Origin of the sequence: Moraxella oblonga NBRC 102422 (assembly GCF_001598275.1) — a bacterium.
GTDB lineage: Bacteria > Pseudomonadota > Gammaproteobacteria > Pseudomonadales > Moraxellaceae > Moraxella > Moraxella oblonga.
The window spans coordinates 23828-44239 of record NZ_BCYQ01000021.1 but is presented as its reverse complement, the minus strand read 5'-3'; the positions used below and the strand labels follow the sequence as shown (position 1 = coordinate 44239).

At 41.3% G+C, this 20412-nt stretch carries 15 protein-coding genes, 1 tRNA gene and 1 pseudogene; 8 read left to right on the top strand and 9 right to left on the bottom strand.

The genetic code is table 11. From position 1 onward, the window contains the following. Positions 1-4 precede the first annotated feature (4 nt). From ybaK to prmB, 5 genes are all read right to left on the bottom strand, one after another. The gene (gene ybaK, locus MOB01S_RS07375; RefSeq protein ID WP_066803255.1) at positions 5-472 is read right to left on the bottom strand and encodes a Cys-tRNA(Pro) deacylase; all 468 of its coding nucleotides are present in this window, start codon (positions 470-472) and stop codon (positions 5-7) included. Positions 473-489: 17 nt separating this feature from the next. After that, positions 490-777, bottom strand: a complete 288-nt coding sequence (locus MOB01S_RS07370; protein WP_066803252.1) for a hypothetical protein — start codon at positions 775-777, stop codon at positions 490-492. A gap of 103 nt (positions 778-880) precedes the next feature. Beyond that, positions 881-1969, bottom strand: coding sequence for a chorismate synthase (gene aroC / locus MOB01S_RS07365; protein WP_066803249.1), 1089 nt, complete (start codon positions 1967-1969; stop codon positions 881-883). Positions 1970-1971: 2 nt separating this feature from the next. Further along, positions 1972-2526 carry a hypothetical protein gene (locus tag MOB01S_RS07360; RefSeq protein WP_066803246.1) on the bottom strand — a complete coding sequence of 185 codons (555 nt, stop codon included), beginning with the start codon at positions 2524-2526 and terminating at the stop codon, positions 1972-1974. Positions 2527-2623: 97 nt separating this feature from the next. Next, positions 2624-3700, bottom strand: a complete 1077-nt coding sequence (gene prmB / locus MOB01S_RS07355) for a 50S ribosomal protein L3 N(5)-glutamine methyltransferase (RefSeq protein ID WP_066803243.1) — start codon at positions 3698-3700, stop codon at positions 2624-2626. 154 nt (positions 3701-3854) lie between these two features. Here prmB and MOB01S_RS07350 point away from each other — a divergent pair, with 154 nt between their 5' ends. From MOB01S_RS07350 to MOB01S_RS07325, 6 genes are all read left to right on the top strand, one after another. After that, entirely contained in the window at positions 3855-5000 is a 1146-nt protein-coding gene (locus tag MOB01S_RS07350) for a cupin domain-containing protein (protein WP_066803240.1), read from the top strand. 179 nt (positions 5001-5179) lie between these two features. Next, positions 5180-6490, top strand: coding sequence for a S1C family serine protease (locus tag MOB01S_RS07345; protein WP_066803237.1), 1311 nt, complete (start codon positions 5180-5182; stop codon positions 6488-6490). 86 nt (positions 6491-6576) lie between these two features. Further along, positions 6577-7536 carry an oxygen-dependent coproporphyrinogen oxidase gene (gene hemF / locus MOB01S_RS07340; protein WP_066803234.1) on the top strand — a complete coding sequence of 320 codons (960 nt, stop codon included), beginning with the start codon at positions 6577-6579 and terminating at the stop codon, positions 7534-7536. Between the two features lie 429 nt (positions 7537-7965). After that, the gene (locus tag MOB01S_RS07335; RefSeq protein WP_066803231.1) at positions 7966-8433 is read left to right on the top strand and encodes a c-type cytochrome; all 468 of its coding nucleotides are present in this window, start codon (positions 7966-7968) and stop codon (positions 8431-8433) included. Between the two features lie 189 nt (positions 8434-8622). Next, on the top strand, positions 8623-11181 hold the full coding sequence (locus MOB01S_RS07330; protein ID WP_066803228.1) for a TonB-dependent receptor domain-containing protein: 2559 nt from the start codon (positions 8623-8625) through the stop codon (positions 11179-11181). Between the two features lie 70 nt (positions 11182-11251). Then, a tRNA-Leu gene (locus MOB01S_RS07325) sits at positions 11252-11336 on the top strand. A gap of 122 nt (positions 11337-11458) precedes the next feature. Here the strand turns inward: MOB01S_RS07325 and MOB01S_RS07320 are convergent. Continuing rightward, positions 11459-12088 (bottom strand): MarC family protein, encoded by a 630-nt coding sequence (locus MOB01S_RS07320; protein ID WP_066803226.1) that lies wholly within the window; start codon positions 12086-12088, stop codon positions 11459-11461. A gap of 115 nt (positions 12089-12203) precedes the next feature. Between MOB01S_RS07320 and queC the strand changes: the two genes are divergently transcribed. Continuing rightward, complete coding sequence (gene queC, locus MOB01S_RS07315; RefSeq protein WP_066803264.1) at positions 12204-12890, top strand: 7-cyano-7-deazaguanine synthase QueC; 687 nt, start codon at positions 12204-12206, stop codon at positions 12888-12890. Between the two features lie 74 nt (positions 12891-12964). Here queC and MOB01S_RS07310 read toward each other — a convergent pair whose 3' ends face one another. The 3 genes and pseudogenes from MOB01S_RS07310 to MOB01S_RS07300 form a co-directional block, all read right to left on the bottom strand. Then, a complete protein-coding gene (locus tag MOB01S_RS07310) occupies positions 12965-15088 on the bottom strand; it encodes a lipase family protein (RefSeq protein ID WP_066803223.1) in 2124 nt (707 codons plus the stop codon). 116 nt (positions 15089-15204) lie between these two features. After that, positions 15205-16017 (bottom strand): tetratricopeptide repeat protein, encoded by an 813-nt coding sequence (locus MOB01S_RS07305; protein WP_066803221.1) that lies wholly within the window; start codon positions 16015-16017, stop codon positions 15205-15207. 124 nt (positions 16018-16141) lie between these two features. Beyond that, positions 16142-17474, bottom strand: a pseudogene (locus MOB01S_RS07300) (MFS transporter). Positions 17475-17543: 69 nt separating this feature from the next. On the opposite strand from MOB01S_RS07300, the gene MOB01S_RS07295 reads away from it, so the two are divergent. Next, entirely contained in the window at positions 17544-20219 is a 2676-nt protein-coding gene (locus MOB01S_RS07295; RefSeq protein WP_066803217.1) for an autotransporter assembly complex protein TamA, read from the top strand. Positions 20220-20412: the final 193 nt, after the last annotated feature.

Sequence of the window (20412 nt, the reverse complement as noted above, 5' to 3'; positions counted from 1 at the left end):
AAAATTAGTTATCTATTATATCACAAAACCGTGCCGACAAAACCTTTGCCAGCTCGTCAGGAACCAACCCCACATCCAGTCCACGCCGTCCGCCACTGACATACATTTTATCAAGCGTTTGGGCAGTATGACTTATCACGGTGGGAAGTTTCTTCTTTTGCCCAATCGGACTAATTCCGCCCACCAAATAGCCTGTAACACGCTCGGCACTTGCCATATCCGCCATTCTTAGTTTTTTAACACCCATCGCTTTGGCAAATTTACTTAAACTTAATTGATATGCCACAGGCAACACCGCCACAAAATAGTTTTGACCATCGGTGGCAAGCAAGGTTTTAAAAACCTCCACATCAGTTAAGCCAAGTTTTTCCACCGCCTCTTGCCCAAAATTGACATTGCTTGGGTCGTGGTCGTATTCGTGAATACTAAAATCCACTTGTAATTTTTTTAATAAAGTAATGGCAGGGGTCATTATGGTTTCCAATTATTTTATAAAGGAGCATTTAATATTTGAGTATGAAATAATACTCCCAAAATTGCTGATAATAGCCCAAATATTATAAAAGAAACAATGGCTAAAATTACCGCCAGCCATTTCTTTTTATATAAAATGAAATAGCCCTTAAAATATACAGGTAAAGCAATAACCATCATCAATATCCAATAAATCCAATCATCATCATTAACCCATTTTAAACCATCAAATTTGACATATAACAAATCTATGATTAACGCAAATAAGATTTGTAAAATAATGGCAACGATGATAAATTTCATTTTAATCATTTCATTTTTAAACAATTATCTTTGATTGACTGGCATTTGGATTATTTAAGACAAATCCTTAATAAAATACTGATCCAGCCAATCACTTAATCATTTATTCTATGGGTGTAAATGGCTGAACCACATCGCTATTTTGCCCCCGATGGCGTAAATAATGGTCAAGCAGGACAATCGCCAGCATACTCTCGGCAATCGGTACAGCTCGCACCCCCACGCAAGGGTCGTGTCGCCCTTTTGTAATGACATCAGTCGGGTTGCCATCTAGGTCAATGGATTTACCAGCCGTTGTAATGCTAGAAGTTGGTTTTAGGGCAATGGCAACCTTAATGGTTTGACCGCTTGATATGCCACCCAAAATCCCGCCTGCGTGATTGGCAGTAAAGCCATTGGGCGTAAGCTCATCTTGGGCTTGATGTCCAAACTGCCCTGCCACATCAAAACCATCGCCAATCTCCACGCCCTTCACCGCATTGATAGACATCATCGCAAAAGCAATATCGGCATCAAGACGGTCAAAGACAGGCTCGCCAAGCCCCACAGGCACATTTTGAGCAAACACTTCAATCCTTGCCCCACAGCTTGTCCCCTGCTCTCGCAAACTTGTGATAAGCTGTTCAAAGCGTGGAATCGCCGTCTCATCGCCACAAAAAAACGGATTTGTACCCACAATATCCCAATCAAGTTTGTCCGCTTTTTCATTGCCAATTTGGGTAACAACGCCACGAATGACAATACCCAAGCGTTCTTTAAGATACTTTTTGGCAATCGCCCCTGCCGCCACACGCATTGCCGTCTCTCGTGCAGACGAACGCCCACCGCCCCGATAATCCCGAAAACCGTATTTCATCGTGTAGGTATAATCGGCGTGGTTGGGGCGAAAGGTTGTTGCAATGTTGCCATAATCTTTGGACTTTTGGTCGGTATTACGAATTAAAAGCCCAATGGGTGTGCCAGTCGTCCGCCCTTCAAACACGCCAGAGATGATTTCAACCTTATCGTCTTCTTTTCTTTGTGTGGCGAATTTGGAAGTACCGGGTTTTCTTCTATCCAACTCTATTTGCAAATCTTCTTCGCAAAGTGGTAAATTGGGTGGTACACCGTCCACAATCGCCATCAAACCCACACCGTGCGACTCGCCACAGGTGGTTACGGTAAACAATTTTCCAATGGTGTTGCCTGACACTTCTATGCTCCATATTTTTTAAATAAGGTGGTTTTATGATATTGATAAGGTTTATTGGAAAAGATACATTCCACAATATCATCTATATTAAATTCAATATATTTTTCCCCAATACAATGCCTTAAAAAATAATCATATTCATAACTTTTTGGGAAATTCAATGCCAATAATTGATGAAAATACTTATCAAAATAACCACAAAATTGATTTTCAAATTCATTTTGACAAGGGTAATTATTATTTTGGATAATATCAACAATATCTCTTAACTCGTCTTGATTAAGTTGATAAATCGTAGGATTTGGTAAAGAAATTCTAAAAGCCAAAACTTCTATACCCTCACCTTCCCACCATTCCCATAATGGATAATTACCCATTTCTTTTTTGGTTAAATCCTGTAAAGATTTTGCCAATGCTTGATAAGCATTTTCAAATTCCTGCTCGGTCAATGAATAAGTGTCATTTAATTTCTCAAAATCTTGTAAATACACCAAAACTTTGGGGTAAATTTTTTGAGAAAAATCGGTATCAGGATAATAAGCTGGTCTATGTTTCATTACTTAAAGACACAATATCGCAATTAAAAAAACATCTCTTATGTATAAAATAAATGGCTCATTTTTAAAAAAATCACCATTTATTTTTATTTAACCATCAAACATTCACATACTGCCCAAAAAGCTCCCGATATTCCACCAATTCTTCTCGGCTAATGGCAAAAATCCCACTACCACCCTTTTCAAATTTGAGCCAATTAAATTGAATGGACGGATAGGCTTGGCGTAAATGCCATTCACTATTACCCACTTCACACACCAACAACCCATCACGAGTGAGATAGTCAGGAGCATGATAGAGAATTTTATGAACAATATCCAAGCCATCTTGCCCTGCGGCTAAGGCGTGTTCAGGTTCATATAAAAACTCTGGGGGAAGCTCCGCCATGTCCTCACTATCTACATAAGGCGGATTGGTAACAATCAGTTCATATTGATTTTCCATTGGTAATTTGGCAAACAAATCACTTTCAATCAAATTAACTTGATGCTCTAGACCATGATGCTCTACATTTGTCCATGCCACTTCTAGGGCGTCTTTGTCAATGTCCACACCATCTACGTTGGCATCAGGAAAAGCCACCGCCAATGCAATGGCAATACAACCAGAACCTGTACACAAATCTAAAATACGCTCTGGCAATACCAATTCTCTTTGTTCAAAGCCATGCTCAAAAAATTGGCTTTTGTTAGCATGATCCACATCAAAATAAGGGTAGAATTTTTGGCTAATCAGTTCGGCAATCGGAGAACGTGGTATTAGTACACGCTCGTCCACATAAAACGGCAAATTACAAAAATATGCCAAATTAATCAAATAAGACAATGGTTTACGTTGAACGATGCGATTAAATAGCAAATCAAGTACCGCACGTTTTTCACCATCAGTCAAACGACAATCCAAAATCTCAGGGTTTGCGTCCCAATCCAAATTGAGCGTATGTAGCACAATGGCAGAACTTTCGGCAAACTCATCAGTTGTGCCTTGTGCCACCACCACATCATATTCACGCAGTTTGGACACACAAAAACGAATAAAATCACGAATGGTGCGAAGGCTACGCCCAGCCTCATCTAACTCAGCTTGCAATCCATCGGCTTGGGTTTGGTTCAACCTACCATGACCCTTATCATTATCCACATCACTTTTGACAAAACCAAACACATCTAACATAACATTCTCTAAGATAAAAAATTTGTTAGCATTATAAATAAATTTTGACAGTTTTTAAACTCATTTTTAAATCAATCATGAAATTTGGTGCTAACAAATGGTTTTTTGGAGCAAAACTTGATAGAATATGGGAGTTTTATCTTAGAGAAATGCCATGACCGAAAAATTACCCTTTTGCCTACCCAAAGACATCACACCAGAAGTATTTTTGGCAGAATATTGGCAAAAAAAACCTCTACTCATCAAAAACGGTCTGCCCGCCCTAGTAGGTATGTTTGAGCCAACAGACGTGCTGGATTTAGCAATAGAAGAAGGCGCATCAGCACGCCTCATCACCCAAAAAGATGACAACCCAAACCAATGGACGCTCAAAAATTCGCCTTTAACCGAAAGCGATTTACAATCCACCCCAAGCCTGTGGACGGTACTGGTGCAAAACTTAGAACAATGGTCGCCAGAGCTTGGTGAGTTGTGGCAAGCCTTTGATTTTATTCCAAAATGGCAACAAGACGACATCATGGTATCAGTTGCCCCAGATGGTGGCTCGGTCGGTATGCACTATGATGAATATGATGTATTTTTAGCACAAGGCTATGGCAGTCGCCGTTGGACACTTGGTAAAATGTGTGAGGCTGGCACACCCTTTGTAGAAGGTCAACCCATTCGCCTGCTTGATGACATGGGTGATATTATTTTTGATGAAGTTTTAGAAGCTGGTGATGTGCTGTATGTACCGCCACGCCTTAGTCATTATGGGTTGGCGATGGGCGATTGTTTGACATTTAGTTTTGGCTTTCGCCGTCCCAACATGGTGCAAATTCTTGACGAAATCGCTGATGTTGCCACAGGTGAACACGCTTTATTTTCGCCATTAACTTTACCTCAATCCTTACAGACCAACGCTTATGAGCTAAGCGATGATAGCATTCACGCCATCAAAAATGAACTTATCAATCTGTTAAATTCCGACAAAGGCAATACCATCATCACCCAAGCAGTGAGCGAACTGGTGAGCAAACGCCAATATGATTTGGTTGCTTTTGATGATGAATTAAGCCCTGATGAACTTGGTGAACGCCTACAAAATGGTGAATGCCTCATGATTAACCCCGCCTGCCGATTTGTGTTGCAAAATGACCAATGGTACATCAATGGTGAAAATATATGTTTTGATGATAAAGAGCTGGCACTCATTGACCGCTTTACAGACAATGAGGCGATTGTTTTTGATGAGCTAGACGGCGAGCTTTTGGTAAGCGTAGCAAACTGGCTCAATGATAATTGGCTCATTTTGATTTGATTGATGTTTATCATCATGATTAAAAACCGTCAATTTTGGCGGTTTTTTAAACACTTTATAGAGCATTAACAATCGCTACAAATTTTCAACACAGCACCCCAAAAACCCACAATCTTTGTAAAATTTAATACAATGAAATTTTGTATCATAAATTCATCATCACTATTTTTGGAATTTGTATGAAAAAGAGCATGAAAAATAATCAACTTGGTTTTAGCCTGTTAAAAATCTTCCCTTGGCTTTTGGTCATTGTCATGGCAAGTTTGTTTTTTTGGGTGGTACAAAACCCCAAACAAAATGGACAAGCCCTACAAGGCTATTTGCCACAGTCCATGCAACCTAGCCAAACCCAAGGTAGTCAAGCAAGCGAGCCTGTCGCCATCACCCCAAGCACACTCTTACTCAAAGATGTTGCCCCAACCCCAGCATTGGCTTCCACCCCTGCTGTCAGCTCCTATCATGATGCGGTAGCACTGGCTTCACCATCAGTAGTGAACATTTATACCACCCAAAAAGTACAAAACCCCTATGCCAATGACCCTGTGTTAAGCCAACTTTTTGAGTATTATGGGCAAAAACAGCAAGACATTAGCAATCTAGGCTCTGGTGTGATTATCGCCAAAGATGGCTACATCGTAACCAACGCCCATGTCATTGAAAAGGCAGACGAGGTCATCGTGGCACTCAATGACGGACGCAAAGCCCATGCCAAAATCATCGGACAAGACACAGAAAGCGATTTGGCAGTCATCAAAATTGAGCTTGACAACCTAAAACCCTTAGCCTTTCGTACCGACCCCATTCGTGTGGGTGATGTCGCCCTTGCCATCGGCAACCCCTTTGGTGTCGGTCAAACTGTAACCCAAGGCATCATCTCCGCCACAGGGCGAGCAGGACTTGGCACAAGTATGTTTGAGGACTTTGTCCAAACGGATGCCGCCATCAACCCTGGCAACTCTGGCGGAGCGTTGGTGGATGCTCATGGGGCATTGATTGGTATCAACACAATGATTTATTCACGCTCTGGCGGTTCGGTGGGGCTTGGTTTTGCCATTCCCACAAGCATCGTTGAGCAGGTAGTGGACGGACTTATCAAGCATGGTAAGGTCAGTCGTGGTTGGCTGGGCATTGAAATTGCTCATAACAACGATTTGACCGATTTATCCACCCAAACAGGTGTACAAATTACCCACGTTGGGCAAGGCACGCCCGCCCAAAAAGCAGGGCTACAAAATGGCGATGTTGTACTCTCCATCAATGGCACAACCACCAACGACCCCAACACACTTATCGGGCTTGTCTCCAAAACCGCCCCAAACAACACCCTATCCATGGTAATTTTACGCAACAACCAGCAACACAACCTTAGCGTTACTGTGGGCGAACGTCCAACCAAAAACCAAAGCCAAAACTTACAAAACCTAAGCCCAGAAGAGTTGGCACAACTGCAAGAACTGCTTAGACAAATGGAGCGTTTCAATCGTCAATAAATCATTTTAAACACCCAAAAATATTATGGATTTTTTGGGTGTTTTGTTTTATAATTTTTAAAAATTCCCTTCATTGGAGATTTGCCATGAGCATTCAACCAACCCAAATCCAAGCGGTACGCACCTTTTTATTAGAGTTACAACAGCGTATCTGCACCGCCCTAGAAAACCAAGAAAAATCAGGGGGTATTGATGGTGGTACAGACACCAAATTTATCGCTGACGAATGGGAACGCCCCGAAGGCGGTGGTGGTCGCTCGTGTGTGTTGGCAGGTGGTCAAGTGATTGAAAAAGGTGGTGTGATGTTTAGCCATATCCAAATTGGTAAACTCCCTCCTTCTGCCTCCGAACGCTATCCACAACTTGCAGGTGCAAAAGCTGAAGCAATGGGCGTATCGCTTGTAATTCACCCCAAAAACCCTCACGTCCCCACAAGCCATGCCAACGTCCGCCTGTTTGTTGCTTATCCTGATGATGGTAGTGAGCCTGTTTGGTGGTTTGGTGGTGGTTTTGATTTGACCCCATTTTATCCTGTCATGGGTGATGTGGTGCATTGGCATACTGTCTGCCGTGATTTGTGCCAACCTTTTGGCAAGACAGTTTATGATGATTTTAAAAAGTGGTGCGATGAGTATTTTTACCTAAAACATCGTGGTGAATGTCGTGGCGTGGGCGGTTTGTTTTATGATGACCTAAACACCGCCACACAAGGTTGGGATTTTGAAAAATGCTTTGCGTTTATGCAAGCAGTTGGTCAAGGTTATATTGATGGCATCATTCCCATTTTTGAAAACAACAAACACAAAACCTACACCCAAGATGAACGTGAATTTCAGTTATATAGACGTGGTAGATACGTTGAGTATAACTTAGTCTATGACCGTGGGACGATTTTTGGCTTACAATCCAATGGGCGTACCGAATCCATCTTGGTATCCATGCCTCCACTAGCAAGTTGGTCGTATCGTTATGAGCCAAAAGCAGGTACACGAGAATTTGAACTGACTGACTTTTATCTTAAACCAAAAGATTGGTTAAGTTTATAAATAGGGCATACCCACCCTTATAACACCATTTACAATATAGTAATAATTTAGAAAAAATAGAGCGTTTTTACATTAAAAATGGCTACCCAACCACTTAATCTTATAAAATTAAAGGTACTCTTAGAGTTAAGAGATTAAGTGGTTGGGTGTTTTTTTGTTAAAAACTTGTCTGATAGAAAACTTACAGCCTACGTTTTTTTCCTAGAAAAACGTGCGGTTTATCTCATTTTTAATTGTAAATACAAAAGGTGGGTACGCCCTACTCATCAAAAGCGGTTTCATGACCGCTTTTTTTGTTAAATTCTGTTAAAAATTATATCCATGGTGCTACATTTATTGAATTTATGCAACTTTCTTTGATTATTAAAAATCTTTATGGTACGATAGAAACCTTAGCCACCTTTTTTGTATCTTTCCAAAGGAAGCCAAATGAATTTTTCTATCAAACACATCGCTCTTGCGATGGCAACTGTCATCACCCTAACCGCTTGTGGTGGCGATAAAACCACCAATACAGAAGCTCCTGCCCAGACTGATGGCGTTAAAGCTCGCCAAAATATCATGCAAGATTGGCGTGGCGCCAATGACATCATGAAAGGTATGCTTGAAAATCCAAACAATTTTGACAGTGCAACCTTTAAAGAGCAAGCCGAATTTATCCAAAAAAGCATTGCCGAAGCATGGGGGCATTTTAATGATGCCAACGCCAAAGGCAAATCCCAAGATGCTGTATGGTCGGACGCACAAGGCTTCCAAGCCAAAAAAGATGCTTTTGACACCGCCGTTGCCGAGCTTGTAACCGTGGCTGGCACCGCCAAAACTGCTGACGATGTGGCAGGAGCATTTGGCAAAATGGCAGAAAGCTGTGGTAGTTGCCACAAAGTCTACAAGCAATAACCTCACAATCTTGGCATACTAAAAGCACCTGATATGGTGCTTTTTTATTATATGATGAGTTGAATTAAAAAATATAAATATAATTCAAATAATAACTATAACCATTTGCAAAAATAGAAAAATCGCTTATAATACACCTCCATCACAATCATGTATCATTTTGGTAACATTTGTTTTTAAGGCTAATTCATGCAAACTAGATATTTTCACCTTACCATGCTCACCTTGACAGTTTGTACGGTCATGTACAGTGCTTGGGCAGACGACACGCCTACGGTAAACTTGGAGGGTATCACCATACAACTCGCCAAAAAACCCAAAGACAAGATGAGTGAAACCACTGTTACTCGCCAACAACTAAACCAAGAAAATATCCAAAACAGTCATGACTTAGTCCGTTATAACACCGAAGTAGATGTGGCAGAAGTGGGTCGCTATGGCAACAAAGGTTTTGCCATTCGTGGTGTAGATGGCAACCGTGTTGCCATGAATGTTGATGGTGTAGCATTGCCCGAAGTGGAGGTTAATGAGATTTTTTCACCCTATGGCTATATGTACGAAGGGCGTTTTAATCCTGATTTGGAAATGATGGGTAGAGTAAACATTACCGCAGGAGCAGATAGTCTGCTGTCAGGTTCGGGGGCGGTAGGTGGCTCAGTCGCATACAACACCAAAAACCCGAACAATCTCGTATACGGCGACAAAAATCTAGGCGGTTATGCCAAATTGGGCTATACCAACAAAAACGAAGAGTTGCTCTCTGCTGTTGGTCTGGCAGGCGTGTATGACCGTACCGAATTTTTAATAAACTATGCTCGCCGTGAAGGACATGAGCTAAAAAACCACGACATGATAAGCCACAAAAAAGAAATTGTAAACAATTTAGCATACATATTTAGCGAAGAAGAATTACCAAGTGGCTTAAAATCGCTTCGCCACCCCAACGCCATGAGTGCCAAACAAGACAGTGCGTTGGCAAAATTTTATTATCACCTCAATGACAATCATCGTATCGGCGTGCATGGCATATACCAACAAAAAAATACCGTCATGAATACCGACATCAATGCCAGCTATGGTTCTCGCACCAGTCTTGACCCACGCCGTGCCAAAGATAAAGAAGAAATGACCAGTTACGGAGCAAATTACCGTTATCGCCCCAGTGATAGCTTTTTAGATGAATTAAACTTTGATTATACCAAAAGTAAAGTGCTTGGCGTAGCAGACACTTGGGTATATGATAGAAATTGGCTAGGTGTTATTGATTTTGACAGACGAGAATACCGTCCCACCACCACCAAAACCGACCAATATCGTCTAAATTTAAAATTTTTACCCATTGATTTTGGTAAATTTGGCGAACATCGTTTAGAGTTATCAGGAGGATTGGCGAAAGCTGATCGTAGCACCTCGGCAACAGTACTCAAAGAAGATGGCTCACCAAATTATCTAAATTACACTTTTTCTGATGTCAAAAAAGACAATTATCATTTGGCACTCACTGACTTTATGACTTTTGGCAATCGTCTAAATGCCATGGCAGGCGTGCGATACGACAATCACAAATACAAACCCTACTTTGAAAATGATGTTTTTGGTTATGATGAAAATGCCCGAGTGTATCAAACTTGTGTAACCAATAACGCTTCTGGCGGATTTTGTGAAAATTACCGATTGGGCGAAAGTTTGAAAAACACCAAATACAGCCATACTACATGGAGTGGTATGCTAGATTATGCAGTTATTCCTGATCGTTTAAACGCTCGTTATAAAATTGGCACAGGTTTTTTAGCACCCACAGGCACGCAAATTTACCGAAACTTTCAAGGGCTTGGCGTGCTAGAAGTACCAAATTATCACCTAAAACCCGAAACTTCACTCAACCAAGAGTTAGAGTTTGAATTTCGTCCTACAAAAAACACCGCACTGACTGTGTCAGGCTATCTCTCAAAATATGACAATTTTATCCACACCAAATTTTGGGAAGGAAACACAGGTGGGTGTAACGGAAGGTCTATCTGTCTACAATCTGTTAACCTTGATACCGCCAAAGTGCATGGTGTCAAGGTTGGCATAGAAGCGGATTTATCCGAAAAATTAAAAACCAATGGCAAATTTAGCGTACTCGCCAATTATCATACCGCCAAAGACAGTGCCGAAGTAGAAACCGACTATGATGGCAGATTTAAAATCAATACGTTGGCTGCCACACCAACCAGTCTGATTTTAGGAGCGGATTATGTTTCTGCCAACAAAGATTGGTCGCTACATACCAGAGTGCGTGGCATTCGTGCCAAAAAAGCCGAAGATACCAAAGGCATTGACGTTGCCCCAAAATACAAAAATGACATCAAATATTGTAAAGACGACCCATTTTATGCTTGGTATGGTTCGTTTTATTGTAGCAGTGCGGATTATTTGTTACAAGATAACAATGGCGACTTTTACAAAAATGACCGTACACTCACAGGCTACACCGAATATGTCAGCACCTACAAACACGCTGACCGTAGCAAAGATGTGGTTTTGGTGGATTTATATGGTACTAAAAAATTTGGTAAAGACAACCGTTTTATTTTAAATGGTGGCATTTATAACTTGACTGACGCCAAATACATTCCTTGGGAAAGCCTAAGAATGTTTAGCAATGCTAATGTCAACAACATGGTAGATAGAGATGGCAACGGCTTTAACCGCTACACCGCCCCTGGTCGTAACTATGCCATTTCGCTCACCTATGAGTTTTAAAGAAATTTTTATCAATTTTAAAAAAAATTACTTGACCTTTTAAAATAAAAGTGTATAATACAGAGCCAATGGGGACGTGGCGAAATTGGTAGACGCACTGGATTTAGGTTCCAGCGGGGCGACCCGTGAGAGTTCGAGTCTCTCCGTCCCCACCATCATTCTAAAAACTCAATCGTGAAAACGGTTGGGTTTTTTTGCTTAATCAAGCTTTCAATAAACTCATTTGGTGAAATGAGGTCAAATTTAACAACATATCACCAAAACCAGTCATCGCTATCTACCCCGCCAACTGTGGAAAAGTTGCCCTAAGCCCACTCACCAAAATCTCTATTGCTACCGCCGCAAGGAGCATGCCCATAATACGACTTAGGATATTTAGTCCTGTTTCGCCCAAAAAACGACTGACCTTACCTGCCATCATCAGCGATACATAACAAAAAATACTGATAAAAAACCCTGCCACCAAAATCATGCCAATTTGAAACGCACCTTTGACCTGACTGCTATAAATAATCACGGTAGAAATGCCGCCCGGCCCTATCATCATTGGTATGGCAAGTGGCACAACTGCTGATGCCGTCAATGACGAACCCACCCCCACCTCATTTTCTTTGGGCTTGACAGGATTGCCACCTCCATTCATCATATTAATGGCAATTAAAAACACCAAAATCCCGCCTGCCACCTGAAATGACCCCACCGATATGCCCAATATTTTTAACAAACTCTCACCAAGCAACGTAAAAAACGCAATACCCACAAAAACCGTTACACACGCAATCTGGGCAACTTTTTGGCGGTCTTTTTCGCCATATCCATTTGTGATATTTAAAAATAAAGTCAATGCACTAAAAGGGTTGATTAATACCATAAATGCAAGAATGATTTTGATAAGTTCTGTATCCATAAATACGCTCCGATTTAATTATTTTTACTCATTATACCATTCTATCATTTTTATCATAAAAATTTTAGTCGTCAAAGTCATCATTTTATGCTAAAATCATGAATTTTAGCCAATGATGAACGATTATCACAACCAAAACGCTGTTGTACTTTTTTCTGGTGGGTTAGACAGCACCACTTGCCTATATTGGGCCAAATCTCATTTTAAATCCATTACCGCCATAAGTTTTCGCTATGGGCAACGCCATAGTAGCGAGCTTGTTTTTGCCCAACAAATCGCCAAGTCCCTAAACGTCTCACATCGCATTATTGACATTGATATTGCCCAGCTTGGCGGTTCGGCATTGACTGACCTGAGCATTGATGTGCCTGATTATCAGGGCGATACTGACAACGTACCTATCACCTATGTACCCGCTCGCAATACCATCTTTTTGTCTTATGCTTTGGCTGTCGCCGAAGTTACAAATGCAAGCCACATCGTCATCGGTGTCAGCTCAGTGGATTTTTCAGGCTATCCTGATTGTCGTCCTGACTTCATTCATGCTTTTGAACTTATGGCAAACCTTGCAACAGTCGCAGGCAGACAAGGCAACCATTTATCCATTCTCGCCCCACTCCAACACCTTTCAAAAGCTCAGACGCTCAAACTGGGTTTGTCGCTTGGTGTAGATTATGGGCAAACAGTTTCTTGTTATCAAGCCGACACCAATGGCAGAGCGTGTGGTGTATGCGATAGCTGTACTTTACGCCGTCAAGGATTTATTGATGCTGGCGTGGACGACCCCACACGTTATCAATAACCACCCAACCCTTCTTAAATCTTAAACGTTCGTCATCACACGAACGTTTAATAAAAAACCAACTGGTCGGTAGGTTATTTTTGACTCATGAGGTGTTCGTGCAGAATTTTTCTAAGTTCTCGCACGGTTTTGGGGTTTTCATGGATACTGTGTCCGCCTGTGATGATGATTTCACGCTCTGCCCCTTCCAAGTGTGAACTCTCATAAGGCACAATCCCATCAGAAATTGCCACCCCTGCCACATCACCGTTATCCAACTTACCTTTATGATTGCCCATCACACTATAATAACGCACTTTATCATTAATTTGTATGTCTTTGGTTAACGCCATAAATGCCGAACGGTCGGATAACTGGCTTGCCCCATTATGCAAATACAACGAACCTATCGTACTGTCATAAACCTCATCTTCGCCCAGATTGACAAGGGGCGTTACCACCACTTGTGTCAAATCAAGTGGCAAACGAATGATTCGTCTTGCCATGCGAGTAAACCAACGCTCAGCATAATCCGTCCCACGAAAAGGACTGGATATAAAGACTGCTGTATCTACTTGTGGCAAAGCACGCAAACTAAAACGGTTAAGAAACTCATCTTGATAAGTTTGGGTCAATAATTTTTTGACTTGATTGTCTTGGGTTTTTTCGTCAATCTCATCAAGTCTTGACCATAAATCATCATCAGACAACATCATACGAGAAATCACCCCGCCCATGCTATGTCCAATCAAAATACTATTTTTGCTGGCTTTATGCTTGCCCTCTGGATCAGTTTTGGCATAGGCGGTTTCAATGAGTTTTTGGATTTGGTAGCGATTTTCTAGCATGGGCAGATTGGTGGAATAAAAAATTTGCCACACTTGATAGTTATCACGCAGTATAGGGTCAGCCAGTAGGTTGTTGGTAAAGTTCACCCAAGTTGCTGGGCTAGATGCCAACCCATGCACCAAAATCACCACTTTTTTATCAGGATTATAAGGCTCTAACATAAATAGTTCAGGCAAGCTAACTTCTTGTTTTTGGAGCATGTTGGACAAACCAACTTTATCCAAATCATTTTCTTTGAGCCACATGGCATAACTTGCCGAATAATTGACAAATAAAGGGTAATTTTGCCCCAAAATTTCTACTGATTTATTGTCATACGGGTTAAAAAAATACACGTCCAACGTATGACTGTTTAGCACTTCATCTAAACTTTTACCTTGTGGTTTTGCCACACCTGTCAATAACACATGCCCAATCGGATAAATGCGAGTGGCTGGGTCATCATGGGCTTTGGAACGATTTTTTTCATCGGTTTTAGGTTGTTTTTGTGTGGCATAACGGTCGGCAAGCACCCCAACATAACCCACACCAATACCAGAACGTGTGTTTACTGTTTGTAAATTGGCAAGACGGCTGTCATAAATAGAAATCAGCTCTGACACCGTATCCTCACCTTTATACAAACTGTGAAAATAATCATTGTTATCAATCACATGAAGATTGACAACATAATCTGCCATCTGATAACGTTCGTCCAACAAATGCCCAATGGCACTAAGATTTTGTCCATCAGCTTTGGCATGATTAGCTTTGGTAAAAGCAAACGCTCCATATTGTTTTTTGTACACTTCATCAATCAATGCATGGCTTGCCACATGGTACAAGTCTTGGGCTTTAATGTCATTTTCAAATGCTATGGGCATGGCAGTTTTATCGCCAGTTAGATTGTCATAAAACAGGTGAGCATAACTGTAATTAATGGTATTATTTAACGCTTTAACATAAGTCAAAAAACATTGCTGTTGGCTTAGCTGTCGCTGTTTTTGGGCTTGCTCATCTAGTGGGGCATTGGCATAATAGTCATCAAACGGGGGGAAATCATGCCGACAATCATCATGATTTTGCAAATACAGAGCATGTGCATAATGCAATTCAGCAATCACCGCTAGATAAAATTTGTTTTTTTCATTAAAAAACAACTCATCAACACTTTGCAAGCATTTATCAAAATCCGCCACGCATTCCTCTTGGGTATAACCTGACGACAAAAGCACGCTTTGAGTGCTGTCGCTTAGGCGTGTGGTGGTGGAGATGTTGGTGCGAGCACTTTGTATGAGCTTGGCTTGGGCGGTTTTGTTGTTGGGCAAGGTTGTACATGCCGACAACACCAAAAACACCGCAAACACACCATAAAATCTCAAATTTTGCATGACTAATCCAAAAAACCAAACAAATATTGGGTATTTTACACAAAAATCCGCCATAATAAAATGACGGATTTTAATGAGGTAAAATAGCCATATAAAAATATAAAAATAAAACCTGTTTAATAAACTGGTTTTAGGTTGAGTTGGTTATTGGCAATATTCCAAATATAAAAACCACCATTTTCTACAATCTTGATTTGTTCGGTGATTTGGGTGTTGTCTGGGTGTTTATTTTGCAATGCTTTTAGGCGAGAAAGTGCTTGGTCTTTTTTATCAGATAACAAATCCGCTTGGGCAAGACTCTGCTCTGCCTCTACATAACCTAGATTTACCGCCTTATCAAGGTATTTTTTGCCCTCACTAAAACCACCTGCTTCGCTAATCATCATGCCATATAAAAAGTTAGCTTCGGCATGGTTGGGGTCAAGTTTTAGTACCTTTGCCATGTGATTATTGGCACGCAATGAATAAGCATCACCAATATTTAGATTGCGAGCCATGCCGTTGATTTTGGCGGCACGGATTAGCACATCTAGGCTAGCATCTTTGGCGTTGGCATAAGGCTCAATCCAATCAGAGATGTGTTTAATGTTTTGCCCTGCCAAATGCTCAGCCGTACGGTTTGGAAAGTTGGTTGGGTAGTGGCGGGCATTGGGAGCCAAATCATCAAGCAAATCATCAATCAGCGTAACATCAAGTTTGGTCGTGCCTGATTTGTCAGCATTGATAAGTATGGTAGGCAGGGTTTTTACTTGGCTTATGCTGGCACGAATGCTTGGCACACCTGCCACAGGTGTGGTGAGCAGATTGGCGTTGTTGGCATGATGAACTGGTTTGGTGATTTCACCACGCAATACGGGGGCGACATTTGCCAGTGCGGACATACCAACCAAACTTAGTGTTAGTACAGAAATTTTAAATAAGGTTTTCATAAACTTGTTTTCCAAATAATATGTGCTAAAAACTTGTGTATCATAACAAAATTTGTGCAATGAGTTATCAATCAAAACCAACTTTTTGAGAGAGTTTATCAGCTAAATTGTTACATTTTGTAAATTACAAAAAAACATCATCACCGTCAGCACGTTCCATGCTATTTTTATAACGGTTTAGTTTGGTGTATAAAAATACCCCAAACAAAAGATTTAGTACACCTGTAATGACAAACAACGTAGGTAAGGATAGTTTTGCTACCGCCAAAATCACAATCGCAAATATCGCTGACCCCACCATAAAAATGGCATTAAAAATGTTGTTTGCCCCCACAATGCGAGAACGGTGGCTTAGGAGCGTAGGCTTGCATATAGGCGTACAAAGGCACGATATAAATACCACCAGATAATCCTAGCAAAAATAAATCCACAAATACTCGCACTGTTCCATTCATTGCAAAAAGCTCACCAATACCATAGGTTGCCTCATTTGCCCCCGCCACAATGGATAAGCCATTTAAAGCAAAATACAAATCAATGGCAAATAACGACAAACCCACAATGCCGATTGGTAATAATTTTAGGCTGATTTGATTTTTGGTGAGTGTTTTGCACAAAAGAGACCCCATTGCCGTCCCCACCGAAAACAAGGTCAATAAAAATATCACCACCCCCTCATCGCCGTACAACATGGTTTTGCTAAATTCTGGCACTTGGGTTAAAAATGTCGCCCCATAAAACCAAAACCAGCTATTACCCATGATGATGAAAAAAAGAAGTGGTAAGCCATACAGATATTTAATCACCTCAAAACTTGTGGCAAAAATGTTGTAATTAACAACCAACTTAGGGTTGTAGGCGTGCGTTTTTGGCAAAAATTTAGATGCCACAAAACCCAAAAACGCCACCACAAGCGTAACCACACATACCCAAATCATAGGGTGATTTAGTTGCATAAGCAAGCCTGCACTCATCATGCCCACAAGTATTGCAAGGCTTGTACCTGTCTGAAACAGACCGTTTGCTCCCACAAGCTCATCTTTGTGCATCGCTTCTGGCAAGTAGGCGTATTTAATCGGTCCAAAAAAGGTGGACTGCGTCCCCATCAAAAATAATGCCACAAAAAGTAGCCAATAAATCTCAAATACAAAGCCCACCGCCGAAATGCCCATGATGATGATTTCTAGCAATTTGACAAGCTGGGTGAGTTTGGATTTTTCGTATTTGTCAGCGATTTGCCCTGCCAATGCCGAAAACAAAAAGTAAGGCAAAATAAACAACATGGCAGCCAGATTATTTAATAGACTCACCGCCATACCAAGCTTGGTCGCTGCCGAATAAGTCAACACCAAAATCAGAGCTTGTTTAAAGACATTGTCATTAAACGCACCTAAAAACTGGGTAAAAAACATCGCACTAAAACGCCGATGTCTAAATAAAGAAAATTGAGATGCCATAAGTGAGTATTTGTATTGTTGAAATTGCTTGTTATAATAGCAGAAAAATAAGCATGGCTGTAACTTTTTATGAATTTTACCAAAAAAAATCTACAAAAAACATTCCTTTGTCAAACCATCATCATGACAACGTTAGGGGCATTTGCCCAAACCCAAAACACCAAACCCCAAACCCTCTTTCAAGGCAACAACGATAATGCCATACAGCAAGATGACATTAGCTTAAATCCTTTTGCCATTGAACAAAAACTCTTGGGTCGCACCATGGCTACTGACATGGCTTTTGACAACCAAAACCCCATTTCACGTTTGGATAACCCTGCCACCCCCATCGGGCTTGATGTAACATCTATCACCAAACTGCCAACATTAGAAAGTATCGTCCAAGAAACTACTGACCAAACAGATGACATCAATCCTGATGACTACATTCCTGTTTATGAATATGAAGAAACCTTAGAACACAATGAACCCAACCCAACATCAAATGATGATGATTTGCCAAAGCCCAACGCCCTAAAAAGAGTATACAACCGTCTATTTAAAGATGGTGTTGAAACCGTGCCACACATTGAGGTGGTATTTTATCAGGGTAAAAAAGGCGACAACGCCCCCCAACAGATTGATAAAAAACTCATCAAAACCGAGCCTTTTGCCAACATCAAAGCCACGCTCACCGACATGACCGCCCAGAGCATGAGCGACTTTACAGGAGCTGTACCACGCCTACGCCAAGCCATTATCAGTGCTAGCCGTGCGGTGGGTTATTATGAAGTTGATTTTAGCATTGTCAAAGCAGGAGCAAACAAACTTCATGTTATCATACACAACATGGGTGATGGCGTTAAGGTAGAGCATAAAACGCTTGATGTACGTGGCGAAGGTGCAACTCATAAAGCCTACACCGCCATAACCAATGACCCACAAACACTCAACGTTGGCGACACCTTTCATCATGGGCAATATGAAGCCCTAAAAACTCGCCTCACAGACGCAAGTGGCGAACATGGATTTTTTGACAGTAAATGGCTAAACAACTCCGTAGAGGTTTTGCTACCCGACAATATCGCTGATGTCAGTTTGGTGTATGATACAGGCACGCAGTACACTTTTGATGAGGTGGTGTTTTTTACCATTGACCCTGATACAGGCGAACTAACCACCGACCCTGATAAACTGCCCATCCGCCCAAAAATTCTAAAACAACTCATGACTTTTAACATGGGCGATGACTATAACCGCAGTGCCGTTCGCAATCTTAGTAATAGCTTACTAGCAACAGGTTTTTTTAACGCCGTCAACACCGAAACCGTTCTACCAGAGTCCACCCAAAAAAACAACCCAAGTAGCACACAAAACACCAGCAAAAACGAAACGGTTGTGTTAGATGATGGCGTGGTGGTTGATGTCTCCCCCATAGAGTTTACCACTTCACAAGCAATTAATGATAAACTGGCACTCATCAAACAAAAAGCCGAACAACTCTACATGGCACCTGATGACCGCTTGTTAGTTACAGACACTCATCAAAAATCCAAAAGCCTACTAGGACGCATTTCAGACGCTGTAAGCAATGTAGCAAAAATCATTTTGCCTGACGAATCTGATGATGCCCTGCCCAAACTCCAAGATGATGAAAAACCCCCCATCTTACAAGGGCGAAAAACGGCAGAACAAGTGTATGCTGATAAAAAAGTACCCTTATATATTTTTGTGATGTCTGACAAACCCAAAGACGCCCAAATCGGTATCGGTTGGGGTTCAGATAGTGGCACTCGTTTGATTGGTAAATTTGAACATCACCTACTAAACCGTCATGGTATGCAGGCAGGGGCGGACGTACGATTTTCTGAACAAAAAAAGGGGGTGCAAGCCTACATCACAAGACCACATAAACACCCTCTTAATGACACTTTAAAAGCAAGCCTAAATTATGAAGAAGAAGACCTCAATCGTGGCAAGGGCAGTTTTGATTTGTCCTCTCGCACCTTAGAAGCCATTTTGAGTCGCAACCGCATCAATGAGACAGGTTGGAATCGCACCTATTCGCTACGTTATCGCTTAGATGAGTTAGAAACCAATATGCCACGCCAACTTTGGCAAGATTTGCCCGTACGTTTTATAGATGGCAAACCCACCCAAGAAGCCCTACTGCTAGGCTACACCATGAACAAAATGGTTGCTGACAACATTGCAAATCCCATGCGTGGCTATCGCCAGCATTACTCATTAGAAGCGGGTACCCAAGGTCTTGTTACTGACACTTCGCTTGCCATATTACAAGCCAGACTAAGTGGCATATACAGTTTTGGCGACAACGCCTATGGCAAAAACCGCCAGCACCAACTCATCGGCAGTTTGCATGGTGGTTATCTGTGGGCAAAAGATTTTGAAAGCGTGCCTTATAAATTGCGTTTTTTTGCAGGAGGCGACCAGAGCATTCGTGGCTACAACTACCAGAGCCTAGCACCCTTATCAGACAAGGGTTATTTGGTTGGCGGTCAAGCATTGGCGGTAGCAAGCGGTGAATACAACTACGAAATCATGGAAAATTTACGTCTTGGGGTATTTGCTGATGTGGGTGGTGCCTATGACAAACATTTTAAAAATGACACCAAAATCGGTGCAGGTTTGGGCGTGCGTTATGCCTCTCCTGTTGGGCAAGTAAGGCTAGATGTCGCAACAGGTGTCGGCGAAGAGGGTAATCCCATTAAACTACATTTTTTTATTGGCATACCTTTTTAAAACTTATACACCATCTAAACTTTATGCAACTATTTGATTTTTATCAGGATATATGGCAATTTCCCCCTACATCTCAAAAATTTAAATCAATAAGTTGTGATTTTAAGTTAAGAATAAAATAGTTTAACAGCAACCCAACTTTATATGTTTACAAGCGTTGGCAAATACATTATAATCTAACATATCCCCTATA

Coding starts and splice junctions, on each gene's coding strand:
- ybaK (WP_066803255.1), bottom strand. CDS start 472: ATGACCCCTGCCATTACTTTATTAAAAAAATTACAAGTGGATTTTAGT.
- MOB01S_RS07360 (WP_066803246.1), bottom strand. CDS start 2,526: ATGAAACATAGACCAGCTTATTATCCTGATACCGATTTTTCTCAAAAA.
- prmB (WP_066803243.1), bottom strand. CDS start 3,700: ATGTTAGATGTGTTTGGTTTTGTCAAAAGTGATGTGGATAATGATAAG.
- MOB01S_RS07350 (WP_066803240.1), top strand. CDS start 3,855: ATGACCGAAAAATTACCCTTTTGCCTACCCAAAGACATCACACCAGAA.
- hemF (WP_066803234.1), top strand. CDS start 6,577: ATGAGCATTCAACCAACCCAAATCCAAGCGGTACGCACCTTTTTATTA.
- MOB01S_RS07320 (WP_066803226.1), bottom strand. CDS start 12,088: ATGGATACAGAACTTATCAAAATCATTCTTGCATTTATGGTATTAATC.
- MOB01S_RS07305 (WP_066803221.1), bottom strand. CDS start 16,017: ATGAAAACCTTATTTAAAATTTCTGTACTAACACTAAGTTTGGTTGGT.
- MOB01S_RS07295 (WP_066803217.1), top strand. CDS start 17,544: ATGAATTTTACCAAAAAAAATCTACAAAAAACATTCCTTTGTCAAACC.
- MOB01S_RS07310 (WP_066803223.1), bottom strand. CDS start 15,088: ATGCAAAATTTGAGATTTTATGGTGTGTTTGCGGTGTTTTTGGTGTTG.
- MOB01S_RS07370 (WP_066803252.1), bottom strand. CDS start 777: ATGAAATTTATCATCGTTGCCATTATTTTACAAATCTTATTTGCGTTA.
- MOB01S_RS07345 (WP_066803237.1), top strand. CDS start 5,180: ATGAAAAAGAGCATGAAAAATAATCAACTTGGTTTTAGCCTGTTAAAA.
- MOB01S_RS07335 (WP_066803231.1), top strand. CDS start 7,966: ATGAATTTTTCTATCAAACACATCGCTCTTGCGATGGCAACTGTCATC.
- queC (WP_066803264.1), top strand. CDS start 12,204: ATGAACGATTATCACAACCAAAACGCTGTTGTACTTTTTTCTGGTGGG.
- MOB01S_RS07330 (WP_066803228.1), top strand. CDS start 8,623: ATGCAAACTAGATATTTTCACCTTACCATGCTCACCTTGACAGTTTGT.